Annotated in this window: 14 protein-coding genes; 7 read left to right on the top strand and 7 right to left on the bottom strand. The window is 69.3% G+C overall.

Annotated elements, in window-relative coordinates:
• Positions 1-53: 53 nt before the first annotated feature.
• Positions 54-617, bottom strand: a complete 564-nt coding sequence (locus BMW85_RS38715; protein ID WP_091091854.1) for a DinB family protein — start codon at positions 615-617, stop codon at positions 54-56.
• 142 nt (positions 618-759) lie between these two features.
• Here BMW85_RS38715 and BMW85_RS38710 point away from each other — a divergent pair, with 142 nt between their 5' ends.
• On the top strand, positions 760-1,647 hold the full coding sequence (locus BMW85_RS38710) for an amidohydrolase family protein (protein WP_177241103.1): 888 nt from the start codon (positions 760-762) through the stop codon (positions 1,645-1,647).
• A 183-nt stretch (positions 1,648-1,830) separates the two neighbouring features.
• On the opposite strand, the gene BMW85_RS38705 is transcribed toward BMW85_RS38710, so the two are convergent.
• Positions 1,831-2,529, bottom strand: coding sequence for a helix-turn-helix transcriptional regulator (locus BMW85_RS38705; RefSeq protein WP_245775311.1), 699 nt, complete (start codon positions 2,527-2,529; stop codon positions 1,831-1,833).
• A gap of 106 nt (positions 2,530-2,635) precedes the next feature.
• On the opposite strand from BMW85_RS38705, the gene folE reads away from it, so the two are divergent.
• Together folE and BMW85_RS38695 are read left to right on the top strand one after the other, a co-directional pair.
• Positions 2,636-3,265 carry a GTP cyclohydrolase I FolE gene (gene folE, locus BMW85_RS38700; protein WP_091091850.1) on the top strand — a complete coding sequence of 210 codons (630 nt, stop codon included), beginning with the start codon at positions 2,636-2,638 and terminating at the stop codon, positions 3,263-3,265.
• A gap of 67 nt (positions 3,266-3,332) precedes the next feature.
• On the top strand, positions 3,333-4,568 hold the full coding sequence (locus tag BMW85_RS38695; protein WP_177241102.1) for an NAD(P)/FAD-dependent oxidoreductase: 1,236 nt from the start codon (positions 3,333-3,335) through the stop codon (positions 4,566-4,568).
• A 303-nt stretch (positions 4,569-4,871) separates the two neighbouring features.
• Here BMW85_RS38695 and BMW85_RS48880 read toward each other — a convergent pair whose 3' ends face one another.
• Both BMW85_RS48880 and BMW85_RS38690 read right to left on the bottom strand, forming a co-directional pair.
• On the bottom strand, positions 4,872-5,189 hold the full coding sequence (locus tag BMW85_RS48880; RefSeq protein WP_143082554.1) for a hypothetical protein: 318 nt from the start codon (positions 5,187-5,189) through the stop codon (positions 4,872-4,874).
• A gap of 263 nt (positions 5,190-5,452) precedes the next feature.
• Positions 5,453-5,980 (bottom strand): hypothetical protein, encoded by a 528-nt coding sequence (locus tag BMW85_RS38690; RefSeq protein WP_091091847.1) that lies wholly within the window; start codon positions 5,978-5,980, stop codon positions 5,453-5,455.
• Positions 5,981-6,365: 385 nt separating this feature from the next.
• Between BMW85_RS38690 and BMW85_RS38685 the strand changes: the two genes are divergently transcribed.
• Both BMW85_RS38685 and BMW85_RS38680 read left to right on the top strand, forming a co-directional pair.
• On the top strand, positions 6,366-6,935 hold the full coding sequence (locus tag BMW85_RS38685; protein WP_091091846.1) for an IS607 family transposase: 570 nt from the start codon (positions 6,366-6,368) through the stop codon (positions 6,933-6,935).
• On the top strand, positions 6,932-8,152 hold the full coding sequence (locus BMW85_RS38680; RefSeq protein WP_091091844.1) for an RNA-guided endonuclease InsQ/TnpB family protein: 1,221 nt from the start codon (positions 6,932-6,934) through the stop codon (positions 8,150-8,152). Before BMW85_RS38685 ends, BMW85_RS38680 begins: the two co-directional genes overlap by 4 nt.
• Positions 8,153-8,588: 436 nt before the next feature.
• On the opposite strand, the gene BMW85_RS38675 is transcribed toward BMW85_RS38680, so the two are convergent.
• Positions 8,589-9,203 (bottom strand): TetR/AcrR family transcriptional regulator, encoded by a 615-nt coding sequence (locus BMW85_RS38675; RefSeq protein WP_091091842.1) that lies wholly within the window; start codon positions 9,201-9,203, stop codon positions 8,589-8,591.
• A gap of 112 nt (positions 9,204-9,315) precedes the next feature.
• Here BMW85_RS38675 and BMW85_RS38670 point away from each other — a divergent pair, with 112 nt between their 5' ends.
• Entirely contained in the window at positions 9,316-10,131 is an 816-nt protein-coding gene (locus tag BMW85_RS38670; RefSeq protein WP_091091841.1) for an SDR family NAD(P)-dependent oxidoreductase, read from the top strand.
• Between the two features lie 315 nt (positions 10,132-10,446).
• Here BMW85_RS38670 and BMW85_RS38665 read toward each other — a convergent pair whose 3' ends face one another.
• Together BMW85_RS38665 and BMW85_RS38660 are read right to left on the bottom strand one after the other, a co-directional pair.
• On the bottom strand, positions 10,447-11,895 hold the full coding sequence (locus BMW85_RS38665; protein ID WP_091091839.1) for a sensor histidine kinase: 1,449 nt from the start codon (positions 11,893-11,895) through the stop codon (positions 10,447-10,449).
• On the bottom strand, positions 11,892-12,623 hold the full coding sequence (locus tag BMW85_RS38660) for a response regulator transcription factor (protein ID WP_091091837.1): 732 nt from the start codon (positions 12,621-12,623) through the stop codon (positions 11,892-11,894). The genes BMW85_RS38665 and BMW85_RS38660 overlap by 4 nt, the downstream gene beginning before the upstream one ends.
• Before the next feature lie 160 nt (positions 12,624-12,783).
• On the opposite strand from BMW85_RS38660, the gene BMW85_RS38655 reads away from it, so the two are divergent.
• Positions 12,784-14,169 (top strand): ferredoxin reductase family protein, encoded by a 1,386-nt coding sequence (locus tag BMW85_RS38655; protein ID WP_245775310.1) that lies wholly within the window; start codon positions 12,784-12,786, stop codon positions 14,167-14,169.

Here is a 14,169-nt window from a genome sequence, read left to right as displayed (position 1 = left end):
CCTGTTTGCGGAAGCCCGAAAAGCGGGCGACGACCCGGATGATCCCGTGGCCGTCATGTTCGGCGCGGTGCTGCTCCGTCCTGCCAGCGGTAGAGGTCGCGCAGCAGGGAGATCTCGGCGCCGTGATGGATCAGCTCCCTGCTGACGTGCAGGACGATGCCCTCCATGGGAAATCGCTCGGGACCCACCGCGGGCGGATTCTCCAGGTCGGCGTCCGAGAGCTCGCGGACCCCCGCGTTCCATCTCCCATACATGTCATCGAGCTGTTTCAGCGCCTCGTCGGCGGTTCCCGCGTAGGGGAATGTCCGGGAGTCGACGTCCTGGCCGCCGAAGTGCCATCCGACCCGATAGCCGAGGCAGGAGACGATGATGTGCGCCAGCCGCCAGGCGATCGTGGTCACCGGCGCCGGCACCGGGTCAGGGGACGCGAAGTCCATCGTCCACTCTCCCGAACCCGCCGACATTGGTGCGGCCGACGTGCCGCGTGGGCGGATGCTCCAGCAGTCGCGCACCGGCTCCCAGAAGTACTCCTCATCGGCGAGACCGTGCAGCCGCGGCCGCAGGTTCTTGTTCCAGTGCCGGTCCAGTTGGTCCGCGAGTCGCTCGCTTCGTGTCATTTCGGCACACTAGCCGCCGTTCGCGCGGCTGTTCGACATCGACAAGCCGGCCGGCCGGGTTGAATCCGATGACCCGAATGTGACAGCGTCGACCGACGACATGACGGATGATCAAGACTGCGGACTCCCGCCGGAGATCAGCATGAGTATCCCGAGCGAGCGCCACACCGGAGCCTCCGACCTGCATGGTCGAGGAGGGCGAAGGCTCACTGACGCGGACTTCGTGGACGCGCACGTGCATTACTGGCAGCCCAGCGTCAACGACTGGTACGAGGCGCTCCGGTCCCGGCCCATCTACCGGGACATCCTTCCCGGCGATTTCCCGACCTGCGCCGCCCACGTGCACGTATCCGCGGTCTCGTCACCGCGTTCCGTGCTCGCCGAGGCGCGATGGCTTGAGGCTCTTCGCCGTGAGACCGGGTTCCCTTCCGCTGTCATCGGCACGACAGATCCGGCGCTGCCCTTCCCCGACATCGAGGCGAGTCTGGAGGCACAGGCCGAGAGCCCCGCGTTCCGGGGCCTCCGCGTCTTCTCCGGCCTCGACCCCGCCGCCGGCACGACCCGGCGTCTCTTCCGGCTGCTGGCCGACCACGACTGGATCTTCGAGATCATCACCCGCCCCGCCGACCTCCCCTCCTACCTGCCGGCCATCAAGGACTCCCCCGATACGACCTTCGTCCTCGAACATGCCGGATGGCCCGGCGGAGCCGAGCCCGAAGAGTTTCACCAGTGGCGCGAGGCCATCGCCCTCCTCGCCACGTCCGGCAACGTCGACTGCAAGATCTCAGGGCTCGGCATGGCGCTCAAGACCACCGATCCCGCCCGCCTACGCCCCTTCGTCGAGACGTGTCTGGACCTTTTCGGAGTGGATCGCTGCTTCTTCGGCAGCAACTTCCCCGTTGACAGCATCGCCGGCACCTACGCCGACCTCATGGGCGCCTACGGCCAGATCACCGGTGGGCTGAGCGACGAAGATCAGCACAAACTGTTCGCCGCCAACGCCCGTCACCGCTACCGGCTACCGGACTAGGGGACCGGCCTTCAGCCGACCCTGTGTGCGGGCAGCGGAATGCGCCAGAAGGGGTCAGGCGACGACCGTCAGAAGGGAGGCTGAGAGGCCGGCGCTTTCAGCGTTCCAGCGGCTGCCAGACGGCCCTCCATGCCGTGCACTGGTTGTTCGTGCCCGCACGGGCCACGCGCTTGTCCGGTCGGTTCAGCCGGTCGGGTGGAGGCGGACGCAGCAGTGCTCGGGGGCGGGCTCCAGGCGGGCGGTGACGTCCGTCGCGGCCAGTCCTTCGAGCAGGCCGGTCAGCAGGCACAGGTTCATGCCGCAGACCATCGCGGTGTGCTGCCGGGCCAGGCTGTGGAAGGGGCAGTTGATCAGGGTGATGGTGTCGCCGGTCGCGCGCGGCTCGTAGCCGAGGGCCTCCAATGCCTGCACGAGCCCGGTACGGGTGCCACGCCCGGGAGCGTCGCGGCCGAGGTCGTGGCCCAGCTCGCGGGCGCGGCGGTCGAGCACGTCGCGCGGCGGCTCTCCCGAGGTCTGGGCCTCCTGGAGGGCGTCGGCGAGCAGGTGGGCGGCCATCTCGTAGTGCCGGTCCGGCAGGGAGACGGCGATCTGGCCGGGCGCGCGGCGGTAGAGCTTGGAGGGACGGCCGGCGCCGGGGCCGCTGCGGCCGGTGCGGCGCTGGTAGACGGCTTCGAGCAGCCCTTCGGCCACCAGTTTGTCGAGGTGGAAGGAGACGGTGTTGCGCGGCGCCTGCACGGCGTCGGCGGCCTGGTCGCGGCTCACCGGAGCGGGCTGCCGCACCACGAACTCGTACAGGCGGCGCCGGGTCGGCTCGTCCAGCGCCGCGATGGCGGAGACGCGTGCTTGCCATGCGCCGTTGACCTCGCCCATTCTAAAACCCATTTCTGTTGACTAAATCGCCGGTCTCCTTCTAATGTTAACGAAAGTTGTTGATAGAAGAAGGGGATGGCGTGATGCGGGACGCATACGACGATCGCGGGCGGGCGGCATGAGCGAGATCCTCGCGGTTCCGGCCGCCGCTTCCGACCAGCAGCAGCGGCGCCTGCGGGTGGTCCGCAGCGGCGGCGGTGTGGACGTCGAGGCCGCGCAACGGGCGGTGGCCGACCTGCTGACCGCGCTGGGCCGGGACGCCGAGTCCGAGCACCTGGCCGACACGCCCAGGCGGGTCGCGCACGCGTACGCCGAGCTGCTGGCGCCGCGCGAGTTCAACCTGACGACCTTCCCCAACGAGGAGGGGTACGACGAGCTCGTACTGGCCCGCGACATCCCGGTGCAGTCGTTGTGCGAGCACCATCTGCTGCCGTTCCAGGGCGTGGCGCACGTGGGTTACCTGCCCGGCGACCGCATCCTGGGACTGTCGAAGCTGGCCCGCGTCGTCGAGCTGTTCGCCCGCGACCTGCAGGTGCAGGAACGGCTGACGAAGCAGGTGGCCGGCTGGTTGCAGCAGCACCTGGAGCCCAAGGGGGTCGGCGTGGTGATCGAGGCCGAGCACCTGTGCATGTCGATGCGCGGCGTACGCGTGCGCGGATCCCGCACGGTCACCTCCGCCCTGCAGGGGCTGCTGCGCGAGGACGCGCGCTCCCGGCAGGAGTTCTTCGCGCTGTCCGGGATCCACTGAGGCGGGTACGTCCGAACCTCCCTCCTTACACCGAAGCGTTGCCGAACGAACAAGACAGGAGAGCGCGATGCCGACCACTTTTGTGATCGCCGGAGGCGGACTGGCCGCGGCCAAGGCCGCCGAGGCCCTGCGCAAGGAGGGCTTCGACGGCGCGATCGTCCTCGCCGGACGCGAGCCGCACCTGCCCTATGAGCGGCCCCCACTGTCGAAGGGCTACCTGCAGGGCGCCGACGAACGGCAGAAGATCTTCGTGCACGACGCGGACTGGTACCGCGACCACGCCGTGGACCTGCGCACCGGAGTGACGGTCACGGGCATCGACCCGGCCGCGCACCAGGCGACGCTCTCCGACGGCGAACGCCTCCGCTACGACAAGCTCCTGCTGGCCACCGGCGCCACCCCACGCCGCCTCACCGTCCCCGGCCACGACCGCGGCAGCGTGCTGTACCTGCGTACCGTGGACGACTGCGACCGCCTGCGCGCCACCCTGTCCGCCACCCAGTCGGCCGCCGGCCGCATAGCCGTCATCGGCGCGGGCTGGATCGGCCTGGAGACCGCCGCCGCGGCCCGCGCGGCCGGCGTCGAGGTCACCGTGATCGAGCAGGAGCGGCAGCCGCTGCTCGGCGCCCTCGGCCCCGAGATCGGCGCCGTCTTCGCGGCCCTGCACTGCGACCACGGGGTCGACCTGCGGCTCGGCGCCCGCCTCGCCGAGATCACCGAGACCGGCGTACGCCTGGCCGACGACACCCACATCGACGCGGACGCCGTGGTGGCCGGCATCGGCGCCGTCCCCGACACCGAACTGGCCGCCGCCGCGGGCCTGACGATCGACAACGGCGTCAAGACCACCGCCGACCTGCGCACCAGCGACCCCGACATCTTCGCCGCCGGCGACGTCGCCAACGCCTACCACCCCCGCCTGGGCCGGCACGTCCGCGTCGAGCACTGGGCCAACGCGCTCAACCAGCCCGCCGTCGCCGCCCGCGCCATGCTCGGCCGCGAGGCCGTCTACGACGAGCCGCCCTACTTCTACACCGACCAGTACGACCTGGGCATGGAGTACCTCGGCCACGTCCCGCCCGGCGTTTCCCGCGATGTCGTCATCCGCGGCGAGGTGGCTGGGCGGGAGTTCCTCGCCTTCTGGCTGGGCGACGACGACACGGTGCTCGCGGCGATGAACGTCAACATCTGGGACCAGGGCGACCAGCTCAAGGCCCTCGTCCTGTCCGGCTCCCCGGTGGACCGGGGCGCGCTGGCCGATCCCGCGGTGCCGCTGGACGGGCTGGTGCGTTCCGGCGGGTGAGTCTTCCGCGCGGCGCTGCAACCGAGGGGCTCGATCAAGAGAGAAGCCTCCGATGCGGTGAAGATGTCGAATCCGCACCACACGGAGGCTTCATGTCCCGCCGTAACGCCCGGATTGCCGGGCGGCCGGTCGCGCACGGTGGAGGGGGACAGCTACCGGCTCAAGAGCCGGGACCTCGGCCGTGGCCCCGCGGACAGGACCGGCAACCGGCGATCAGAACGTCGGGTGGTTCAAGGACCACACGGAACAGCTGGGTCACAATTGAGCCGGAATTGCACCGCGACCGGATGAATCTGTGGCGGCTCAGATTGTTTGATATCCGACCGAGATCGGCCACGAGGTGCTGCTGCATTTGGCATTTGATTTAACGGAATTGGCAACCCATGGACCGTACACCGTGGTGTAGCCACCACTGCTGTTCTGGCAGAAGAGCACGACCCGTGTCTGAGTAACTCCGGTGCCACTGCACAACGCCCAGCCGGTGCCGCCGGGGGTGCCGATCTGCGCGTCGGTGCTGCAGGTCGCCGCCAGAGCGGGAGCAGCGGGTGACATGAGAGTCGTCGCGGCGGCGATCCCGGCCGCCGCGGCCGCCGAAACGGCGAACTTCTTGATACGGCCCATTAGCTACCTCCTTTGGTGTCGATCTTCACCGCCGATGGTAACCACAGCTTTGATGGATATCCATAGGAAATGGCATGCGTTTTTATGCGGCGATTTTACGGACCGACCGCAAGGCAGTGGTTCATGGCCCGGAAAAAGAAATGGCCTGTCGGTGAGCTGTTTTCATCACTGGCGGGCGCCTGGCCGATTACAGCACGATCGCGAGTCGGAGTTCGCCTGAGAACGCGAAGAACCCCACGGGCTGCGAGGCTGCGCGCCAACGGCTACCCCCACACGGCCTCGCGGAGGACGGCGGCCAGGCCGGGCGTCTTCCAGTGGTCCACGACCAGTACCTTCCTGGCCTTCACGTACCAGACGCGCTGGGTGTAGGAGGCGACGCCCGGCCTGCTGCCGTCGCAGGAGATCTTCCACTCGGTGAAGCGCGCCCGCTGCCCGGCGCCGAAAGCCGTCTGCGAGGTCTTGACGCGCGTGGCCCGCCCGCTGGTGTACTTCTTCTCCGGCACGCACTCGGTGACGCCGCTGCTGGGGTGATAGGGCTGGTCAGACCGGTACGCGCCGCCCTCGGAGGCGTATTTGACCGCGATGGGACCACCCAGCAGGAAGCTCCTGCACTCGGCGGCCTTGGCGGAGCACGCGCCGGTGATCACCCGCAGGTTGACGCCTTCCTTCTTGACGTGCCACCGGGCGGGGATCTGGATGGTGAACCCCTGGAACGTCACCGGCTTGGTGGGGGCCACGGCGGCCGGAGCGGTCAGGGCGAGGGACGCGCTGAGCGCGAGGGGCAAGATCATGGGCGGCAATCTAGGACCTTCGTTCGCCGCCGATCAAGCGGCTCCACCTGTGCGAAAGAGCACCACCGTTTCCCCGAACATTCCGGACGAACCACGCATCGAAGATCTCCGTGGAAGTTCTCGGGCCTGGGGATCCCCAGCGATTGGGCGGATACTGGCTCGCCGGCCGGCTGGCGGTCGTGTCCGGCGGAAGGATCACGGTGATGGACGTGGCCACGGGCAAGCTGATCGGCCGGCCCTTCGGCGCCGGGGCGCGGACGCGACCGGCCGCTGGGACACCGGCAGCCGCACGGCCGCCGGTGTGCCGACGCGTGGCATTTCCGGGGCTGTTAGCTGTTAGCGAAATCATCAGTGTTCTTCAGTCTTCATGCGGGATCATCTGTGTGTGAAGCTTTCCGAGTGGGCGCGGCGGAATGGCGTGCACTACCAGACCGCCTGGCAGTGGGCACGAGACGGGAAAATGCCGGTCCCGATCGTCAAGACCGCTACCGGCCGGTACCTGGTGCTCGAGCAACCGTCCGAACGGGATGGTCGGACGGTGGCGTACTGCCGGGTCTCGAGCGCCGACCAGAAGACAGACCTCGAGCGGCAGGCAGGCCGAGTCGTCACAGCTGCCACCGGAATGGGGCTGACCGTTGCCGAAGTGGTGAGCGAAATCGGCTCCGGTCTGAACGGCAGACGGCCGAAGCTGGCCCGCCTGCTGCGTGATCCGCAGGTCACCACGATCGTGGTCGAGCACCGCGACCGGCTGACCCGGTTCGGTCTCGAGCATCTGTCGGCCGCGCTCCAGGCGAGCGGGCGGCGCATCGTCGTGATCGATGACGCCGAAGTCGATGACGATCTGGTGCGGGACATGACCGAGATCCTCACCTCGTTCTGCGCCCGCCTGTACGGGCGGCGTTCGGCCTCACGCCGCGCGAAGGCGGCTCTGCGCGCGGCGCGGGACGCGGCATGACCGACCGGCAGGGCTTCCGCGTGGAACTGGCTCCAACGCTCGAGCAGCGCGCCCGGCTCGGGCAGCACGCTGGACTGTCGCGGGTGGTGGAGAACTTCTGCCTCGAGAAGGTCAAAGCTGCGCTCGAGCAGCGTGAGGCGGAGAAGACGTACGGAATTGCCGACTCGGACCTGACGCCGGTCCCGTGGTCCGCCCCGGCGCTGGAGCGGCTGTGGCGTCTGGAGCACCGCGACCGCTATCGGTGGTTCACCGAAGAGGGCTTGTCCTCGAGGGTGCCGAAGGAGGCGTGCCGGGTCCGTGCGGCCGGGTTCAAGAACTTCTTCGACTCCAGGTCGGGGACGCGGAAGGGGCGGAAGGTCGGCTTCCCTGACTGGAGGAAGCGCAAGCATGGCTCGAGGTTCCGCTACGACGCCGACCGCGCCCGCCCGCTGTCTGCTCGAGTCGTCGCCCTGCCCGGCGTGGGGAAGGTAAGCACGTTCGAGGACATGTCGTGGCTGACCGACCGCATCCCGGATGGACGGGCCAGGGTGATCGGCTCCACCGTTCGTGAGCAGGCGGGCCGCTGGTGGGTGTCGTTCCAACTCGAGATCGACCGGACCGACATCAACGAGCGGCGAGCGGTCTCGAGTGATGCGCCCGCGTGTGGGATCGATGTCGGGGTGAAGACGTTCGCCACCATCGTGGACGACGACGGCGTGGTGACCGAGATCCACGCCCCGAAGCCGCTCAAGGCTGCCCTGAGGAAGCTCCGCAGGGCGGGCAAGGCGGTCTCGAGGAAACGGCTCGGCTCGAGCAACCGGGCCAAGGCTGTCCAGCGTCTGGCCAAGGTTCACCTTGAGGTGGCAAACCGGAGGGCCGACTTCCTGCACAAGACGACGACGATGCTCGCGAGATCCAAGCGGGCCATCGCCGTCGAGACCTTGAACGTCGCCGGAATGGTCACGAACAGGAGACTCGCCCGCCCGATCTCCGATCTCGGTTTCGGCGAGTTCTTCCGTCAGCTCGAGTACAAGGCGCGGTGGTACGACTCGAGCGTGTGGGCGGCCGACCGCTGGTTCCCGTCCTCGAGGCTCTGCGGCGGGTGTGGGGCGATCAACCGAGATCTCACACTCGCCGACCGGGTGTGGACGTGCGGGTGCGGAATCGAGCACGACCGTGACGTCAACGCCGCCCGCAACCTGCTTAACGCGATGACGCTCGAGCAGCAAGCAGCCTAGTTCCACGTCGCCGGGCAGTTCCTTGGAGACGCTAAACGCCTGTGGAGGCGACGTAAGACCTCGAGCAATCGAGGCAGATGCCAGAGAATCAGGCAAGAGGATCACTGAGATTCTCCGAACGGCGTACTCGCCTAGCGAGGAGCTCGTCGCGCTCACGCAGGACAACGGCAGGGTGCTGCTGTACGACCCGGTGTCCGGCAGCGAGCTCGGCCGACACCGGCGGCGGTCTCGATCCTGCGGCCGGCGGGGCGTCGATGACGGCTCAGGAGTGGGCCGCCCACGTTTCCGTGCTGCCGTACCGGGAGATCTGCGGGCCCATGACGTGACACCGGTCATAGTGTGATTTCACAGCTCGTCCCGATCACGGGCGCTGGGGCTCCCGGCGAGCACGGCGGCCTCGGTGCGCAGCGCTCCCGTAGGCGCGAATCCCCCTTGATCAGTGGGTGGATGCGTCGATGTCCGGGCCCATGGCTTTGAGGAAGGCGTCGACGAGGGCGTCGGCGTACTGCGGGGTGAGCGGGCCGGAGCGTAGCAGCCAGCGCTGGTAGAGGGGGGCGTACAGCAGTTCGAGCGCCAGGTCGAGGTCGGCGCCGGCGGCGAGCTGCCCGGCCCGCTGCGCGCTGCGCAGCCGCTCCTTCTTGGCCTCGTCCACCGGGCCGGCCAGCTTCTCCTGGTATTGGGCGGCCAGGGCCGGGTCGTTGATGATCTCGGTGTTGAGGGCGCGGATCGGCGCCTCGAAGGCCGGGTCGGCGAACTCGGCCACCGTGGCCCGCATCACCACCTTGAGGTCGGCCTCCAGGTCGCCGGTGTCGGGCAGCGCCATGTCCTGTTCCGGCCCGGCCTCGCTGAGCGCCAGGAAGGCGTCCAGGACCACCGCGCCCTTGGAGGGCCACCAGCGGTAGATGGTCTGCTTGCCGACGCCCGCGCGGGCCGCGATGGCCTCGATGCTCAGCTTGGCGTAGCCCATCTCGGTGATCAGCTCGCGGGCGGCGGTGAGGATGGCCTGCCGGGAGCGCTGGCTGCGGCGGGCGGGGTCGGGCTGTTTGGCCATGCCGGGATCGTACCACCGAGTGAGACGAGACGATCCGTCTTGACAGTAATGCGAGGCGAGACGTACCGTCTTGTCTCGTTGCACTGAACCCGAGCAAGAGGAGGTGGAGCCCATGAGCCGCGTATGGTTCATCACGGGCGCGTCACGAGGACTGGGCCGGGCGTTCACGGAGGCGGCGCTGCAAGCGGGCGACCGGGTCATCGGGGCCGCCCGCAATGTCGAGCCGCTCGCCGACCTGGTCCGGCGCTTCCCCGACAACCTGGTGACGCTACCGCTCGACGTCACCGACCGCGCGGCCGTGTTCGCCGGCGTGGACCGGGCGGTAGCGGCCTTCGGCAGGCTCGACATCGTGGTCAACAACGCCGGGGTCATGCTGCTGGGCATGCTGGAGGAGGCGACGGAAGAGCAGATCCGGGCCCACTTCGACGTCAACCTGTTCGGTGCGGTCTGGGTCACCCAGGCCGTGCTCCCCCACCTGCGTTCCCAGGGCTCCGGCCGCATTTTGCAGGTCACCACGATGGGCACCGGCGGCGGCTTCCCCATGGTCGGCCTGTACGCGGCCGGCAAGTCGGCGCTCGACTCGGTCTCCGAGGCCGTCGCGGGAGAGGCCGCGCAGTTCGGCATCAAGCTGACCATCGTGCAGATGGGCGGCTACGACACCGGCCTGTTCACCACGGGCACCACGATGACCGCCCCCGCCCCGCACTATCAGGAACTACGCGACAAGCTGATCAAGATGTGGGGCGATGACGCCGGGCCCGCCCCGGAGACCGCCGCTCCAGTGATCATGGAGCTGGTGGACCTGCCGGAGCCGCCGCTGCGTCTCATCGTCGGCGCCGCGTCCTACGACATGGTCCAGCAGGATCTTCAGGACCGGGTGGCGAAGTACCGCGCCTGGGAGGACCTCAGCCGCAGAGCTCCGGGATGACCCGCCCGCAGGCACCCGGGTCAGGCGCACCAGCGCGTCACTCCGGGACGCAGTGCACGAGGGAGAAGACGTTGAGCAGCTTGTCCGTGGGGTTCTTGGCCCTGACCTCATGGCTGCGGGGTTTGCCGTCGGCCGTGAGCGGCGGCCGGGCCGGTATGGCGAGGCGAGCTGCTTGCAGAGGATGAACTCCAGGCCGAGCCGGCGGGTGGCCTCCAGCACGGCCTCGGCGTCGTTGAACACCTCCGGAACCTGCCAGTGCCTGCCCGATATGACGAGGCCGTGTAGCCGCTCCCGGCGCTCGCGGTAGGGACGCGGCTAATGCGGTCCGGCCTCAGAACGGCTCGCGGAGGCGGGGAGAGTCACCTGGAAGGCGGTACGGCCTGGCCGGCTCTGGATGGACACGGCTCCCTCATGGGCGAGGGTCACGGCCTTGACGATGGCCAGCCCGAGCCCGCTGCCGCCCAGGGCACGCGAGCGGCCCTTGTCCGCGCGAACGAACCGTTCGAACAGTTCCTGCTGGATCTCCTCGGGGATGCCCGGCCCGTCGTCGGTGACGGTCAGCTCCACCTCCTCTGACAGGACGCGCACGGATACCGTCACCGTGGTGCCCCGGGGGGTGTGGAGGGCGGCATTGCTGAGCAGGTTCACCACCACCTGGTACAGACGCGCGGCATCGCCGATCACTGTGACCGGCTCTTCCGGCAGCTCCAGCCGCCAGAGGTGGCCGGGGGCCGAGACCCGGGCGTCGCCGGTCGCGTCGATCACCGCGCGGGTCAGATCCACCTCCTCACGGGCCAGCGACCGTCCCGCGTCGATCCTGGCGAGCAACAGCAGGTCGTCGACCAGCGTGCCCATCCGCGCCGACTCGGCCTCGATCCGCTCCAAGGAGTGCCCCACCTCGGCCGGCAGCTCTGCGGAATGACGGCGGGCCAGCTCCGTGTGAGCCCGGATGGTGGCCAGGGGGGTTCGCAGCTCATGGCCGGCGTCGGCGGCAAAAGTCCGCATCCGCTGCTCGCTGGCGTGCCGCCGGGTGAGCGCGTCACCCACATGCCCGAGCATCCGGTTGAAGGCCTCGCTCAGCCGGCCGATCTCCGTGCGCTGGTCCTCGACCGGTACGCGGTCGGGCAGCGCCACCTCACCGCTGGACAACGGAAGCGTACTGACCCGCTGTGCCGTGGCGGCCATCCGCTGCAGCGGACGCAGGGACAGCCGCACCCATACCGCGCCCGCCGTCCCCGCCGTGGCCATCACCACGGCGAACACCACCAGCTCAGCGAAGATCAGCCGGTGTACCGTGGCCTCGACCCCCTCCATCGGGAGCCCGTCGACGAGTACGTCGCCACCCTTGCCCCGGGTCGCCATGACCCGGTAGTCGTCCAGCTCGGACAGCTCCACGGCATGGCCGCGCCCGTCCACCGGTACGGCGGCCAGGGCGGCGACGTCCTGGGCGGAAAGACTGAGCCGGGCGTCGTCCGCGCTGCGGGACCGGACCACGGCGGCGTTGATCACCTGGCCGTTCACCATGCGCACGCCGAGGGTGCCGATCGACTGACCACGGCTGTCACCGTGCTCGCGCTCCTCCTCCCGGCGGTGCTCGAGGGTGACGGCGAACCGGCCGGCAGCCATGGACAGCTGCTGGTCCAGCCGGTCCACCAGAAAGCGCTCCAGTTCGATGGAGGTGCCCACGCCGATCGTGGCGCAGGCCAGCGCGAGCAGGACCAGCACTCCGGCCATCAGGCGGCCGCGTAGGGTATGCGGTCTCATGATGGCTTGAGCACGTATCCCACGCCCCGCACCGTGTGGATCAGCGGTGTGCGCCCGGCGTCGATCTTCTTGCGCAGGTAGCTGATGTAGAGCTCCACCACGTGCGCCTGGCCACCGAAGTCGTAGGACCAGACCTCGTCCAGGATCCGGGCCTTGCTGAGCACCCGGCGCGGATTACGCAGGAGCAGGCGCAGCAGTTCGAACTCGGTCGGGGTGAGCTCCACCAGCTCTCCAGCGCGGGTCACCTCTCGGGCGTCCTCGTCCATGATCAGGTCGCCGACGACCAGCCGGTTCCCCTCGGCGATCTGTGCCATGCCGGCCCTGCGCAGCAGGCCGCGCAGCCGGGCGACGACCTCTGCGAGGCTGAACGGCTTGGTGACGTAATCGTCACCGCCTGCCGTGATCCCGGCGATCCGGTCCTCCACCGCGTCCTTGGCAGTAAGGAAGAGCACACACACCTGCGGCGCGTCGGTCCGCAGGCGGCGCAGCACCTCCAGGCCGTCCAGGTCGGGCAGCATGATGTCGAGCAGCACCGCGTCCGGCTGGAACTCACGGGCCGCGTTCACGGCGCCGGCGCCGGAGCCCGAGGTGCGGACCTGCCAGCCCTCCTCGCGCAACACGGTGCCGAGCACCTCGGCGAGGTCGGGTTCGTCCTCGACGACGAGCACGCGAACGGGCGCGCCGTCGGCGCGGCGCAACTCGGGAAGCTCACGGGCACTGGCTTGCATGGTGTTGTCAGGATCCCCCCGTCCGCTCTGCGGGCCGTCTGTCTCACCTATGAGAACCCTCTGAACGGTTGGGATATGCCTCGTTCAGAGGGAACAGAGAAGTTCGGCTGGCAGTGTGGCTCGCGATGGAGAAGGGACGCCGCGCAAGGGGGGCACGATCGTGAGCATCGCTTCGGCCGGACGAGTGGCGACCGGGGCAGGGGCAGGGGCAGGGGCAGCGCGGCGCGGAGCCGTCCGCGCCCATCCCGCCGCCGTCCTGTCGGTCATTGCCGCGGGGGCGCTGGCCGTGCTGGGCCTGTGGTGGTCCGGCACCCCACGTGTCGCCGGCCTCGGGGACTGGCTCAGCGGGGCCGGCCGGATCACCGGCTTGCTGGCCGCCTACGGGATCGCGGTGCTGCTCGCGCTGATGGCCAGGATCCCGCCGCTGGAGCGCGGCGTGGGCTCCGATCGGCTCGCTCGCTGGCACGCGATGGGCGGTCGCTACGTGGTCGGGCTGGCGGTGGCCCACACGCTGCTGATCATCTGGGGCTACGCCGTGGCGGACGGCACCGACGTGGCGAGCGAGACGGTGACGCTGAACCTGTCGTACCCCGACGTGCTCGCCGCCACGGTGGCCGTCCTGCTCCTGGTGGGCGTGGGCATCGTCTCGGCACGCGCGATCCGGCCGCGCCTGCACTACGAAACCTGGTTCCACCTGCACTTCTACACCTATCTGGCGGCGTGGCTGGCCTTCGGGCATCAGTTGTCGACCGGCAGCGAGTTCGTCGCCTCGCCCGTCGCCCGCGCCACCTGGTACACCCTCTATCTCGGGGTCGCGGTCGTGCTCGCCTGGTACCGGTTCCTCACTCCGATCCGTCAGGCGCTGCGGCACCGGCTCAGGGTCGACCGGGTAGAGGTGGAGGCGCCGGGCGTCATCTCCGTCTACCTCTCCGGCCGTCGCCTGGACAGGCTGAAGGCCGAGCCGGGCCAGTTCTTCCGATGGCGGTTCCTCACCAGGGATCTGTGGTGGTCGGCCAACCCGTACTCGCTGTCGGCCGTCCCCCGGCCCGGAGAGCTGCGCATCACCGTCAAGGACCTGGGGGACCAGAGCAGACGGCTCGCGCGCCTGCGACCGGGCACCCGGGTCATCGCCGAAGGCCCGAGCGGCGCGTTCACCCCTGGCCGGCGACGCCACAGGCGCAAGGTACTGCTCGTGGCAGGCGGGGTCGGCATAACCCCGCTGCGTGCCCTGTTCGAGTCGATTCCCGCCGCGCCCGGCGATCTCACCCTCCTCTACCGCGCCCGCAGCGAAGAGGACCTCGTGTTCCGTACGGAGCTGGAGGAGATCGCCGGTCGGCGCCAGGCAGCACTGCACTATTGCGTCGGCCCGCGCTACCAGGTCGGGAATCCGTTCACGCCGGAGGTCCTGGCAGGGCTGGTGCCCGAGCTGGCGCGGCACGAGGCCTACGTGTGCGGACCCGCCGGAATGGCCGACGCGGCGGTATCCGCGCTGCGCGCCGCGGGAATACCGCCTCGCCGCATCCATCATGAGTCGTTCGAGTTCTGA

Source organism: Nonomuraea wenchangensis, assembly GCF_900111685.1.
GTDB classification, from domain to species: domain Bacteria; phylum Actinomycetota; class Actinomycetes; order Streptosporangiales; family Streptosporangiaceae; genus Nonomuraea; species Nonomuraea wenchangensis.
Note: the sequence above shows the minus strand (reverse complement) of the source record. Positions and strands in the feature narration are given on the sequence as shown.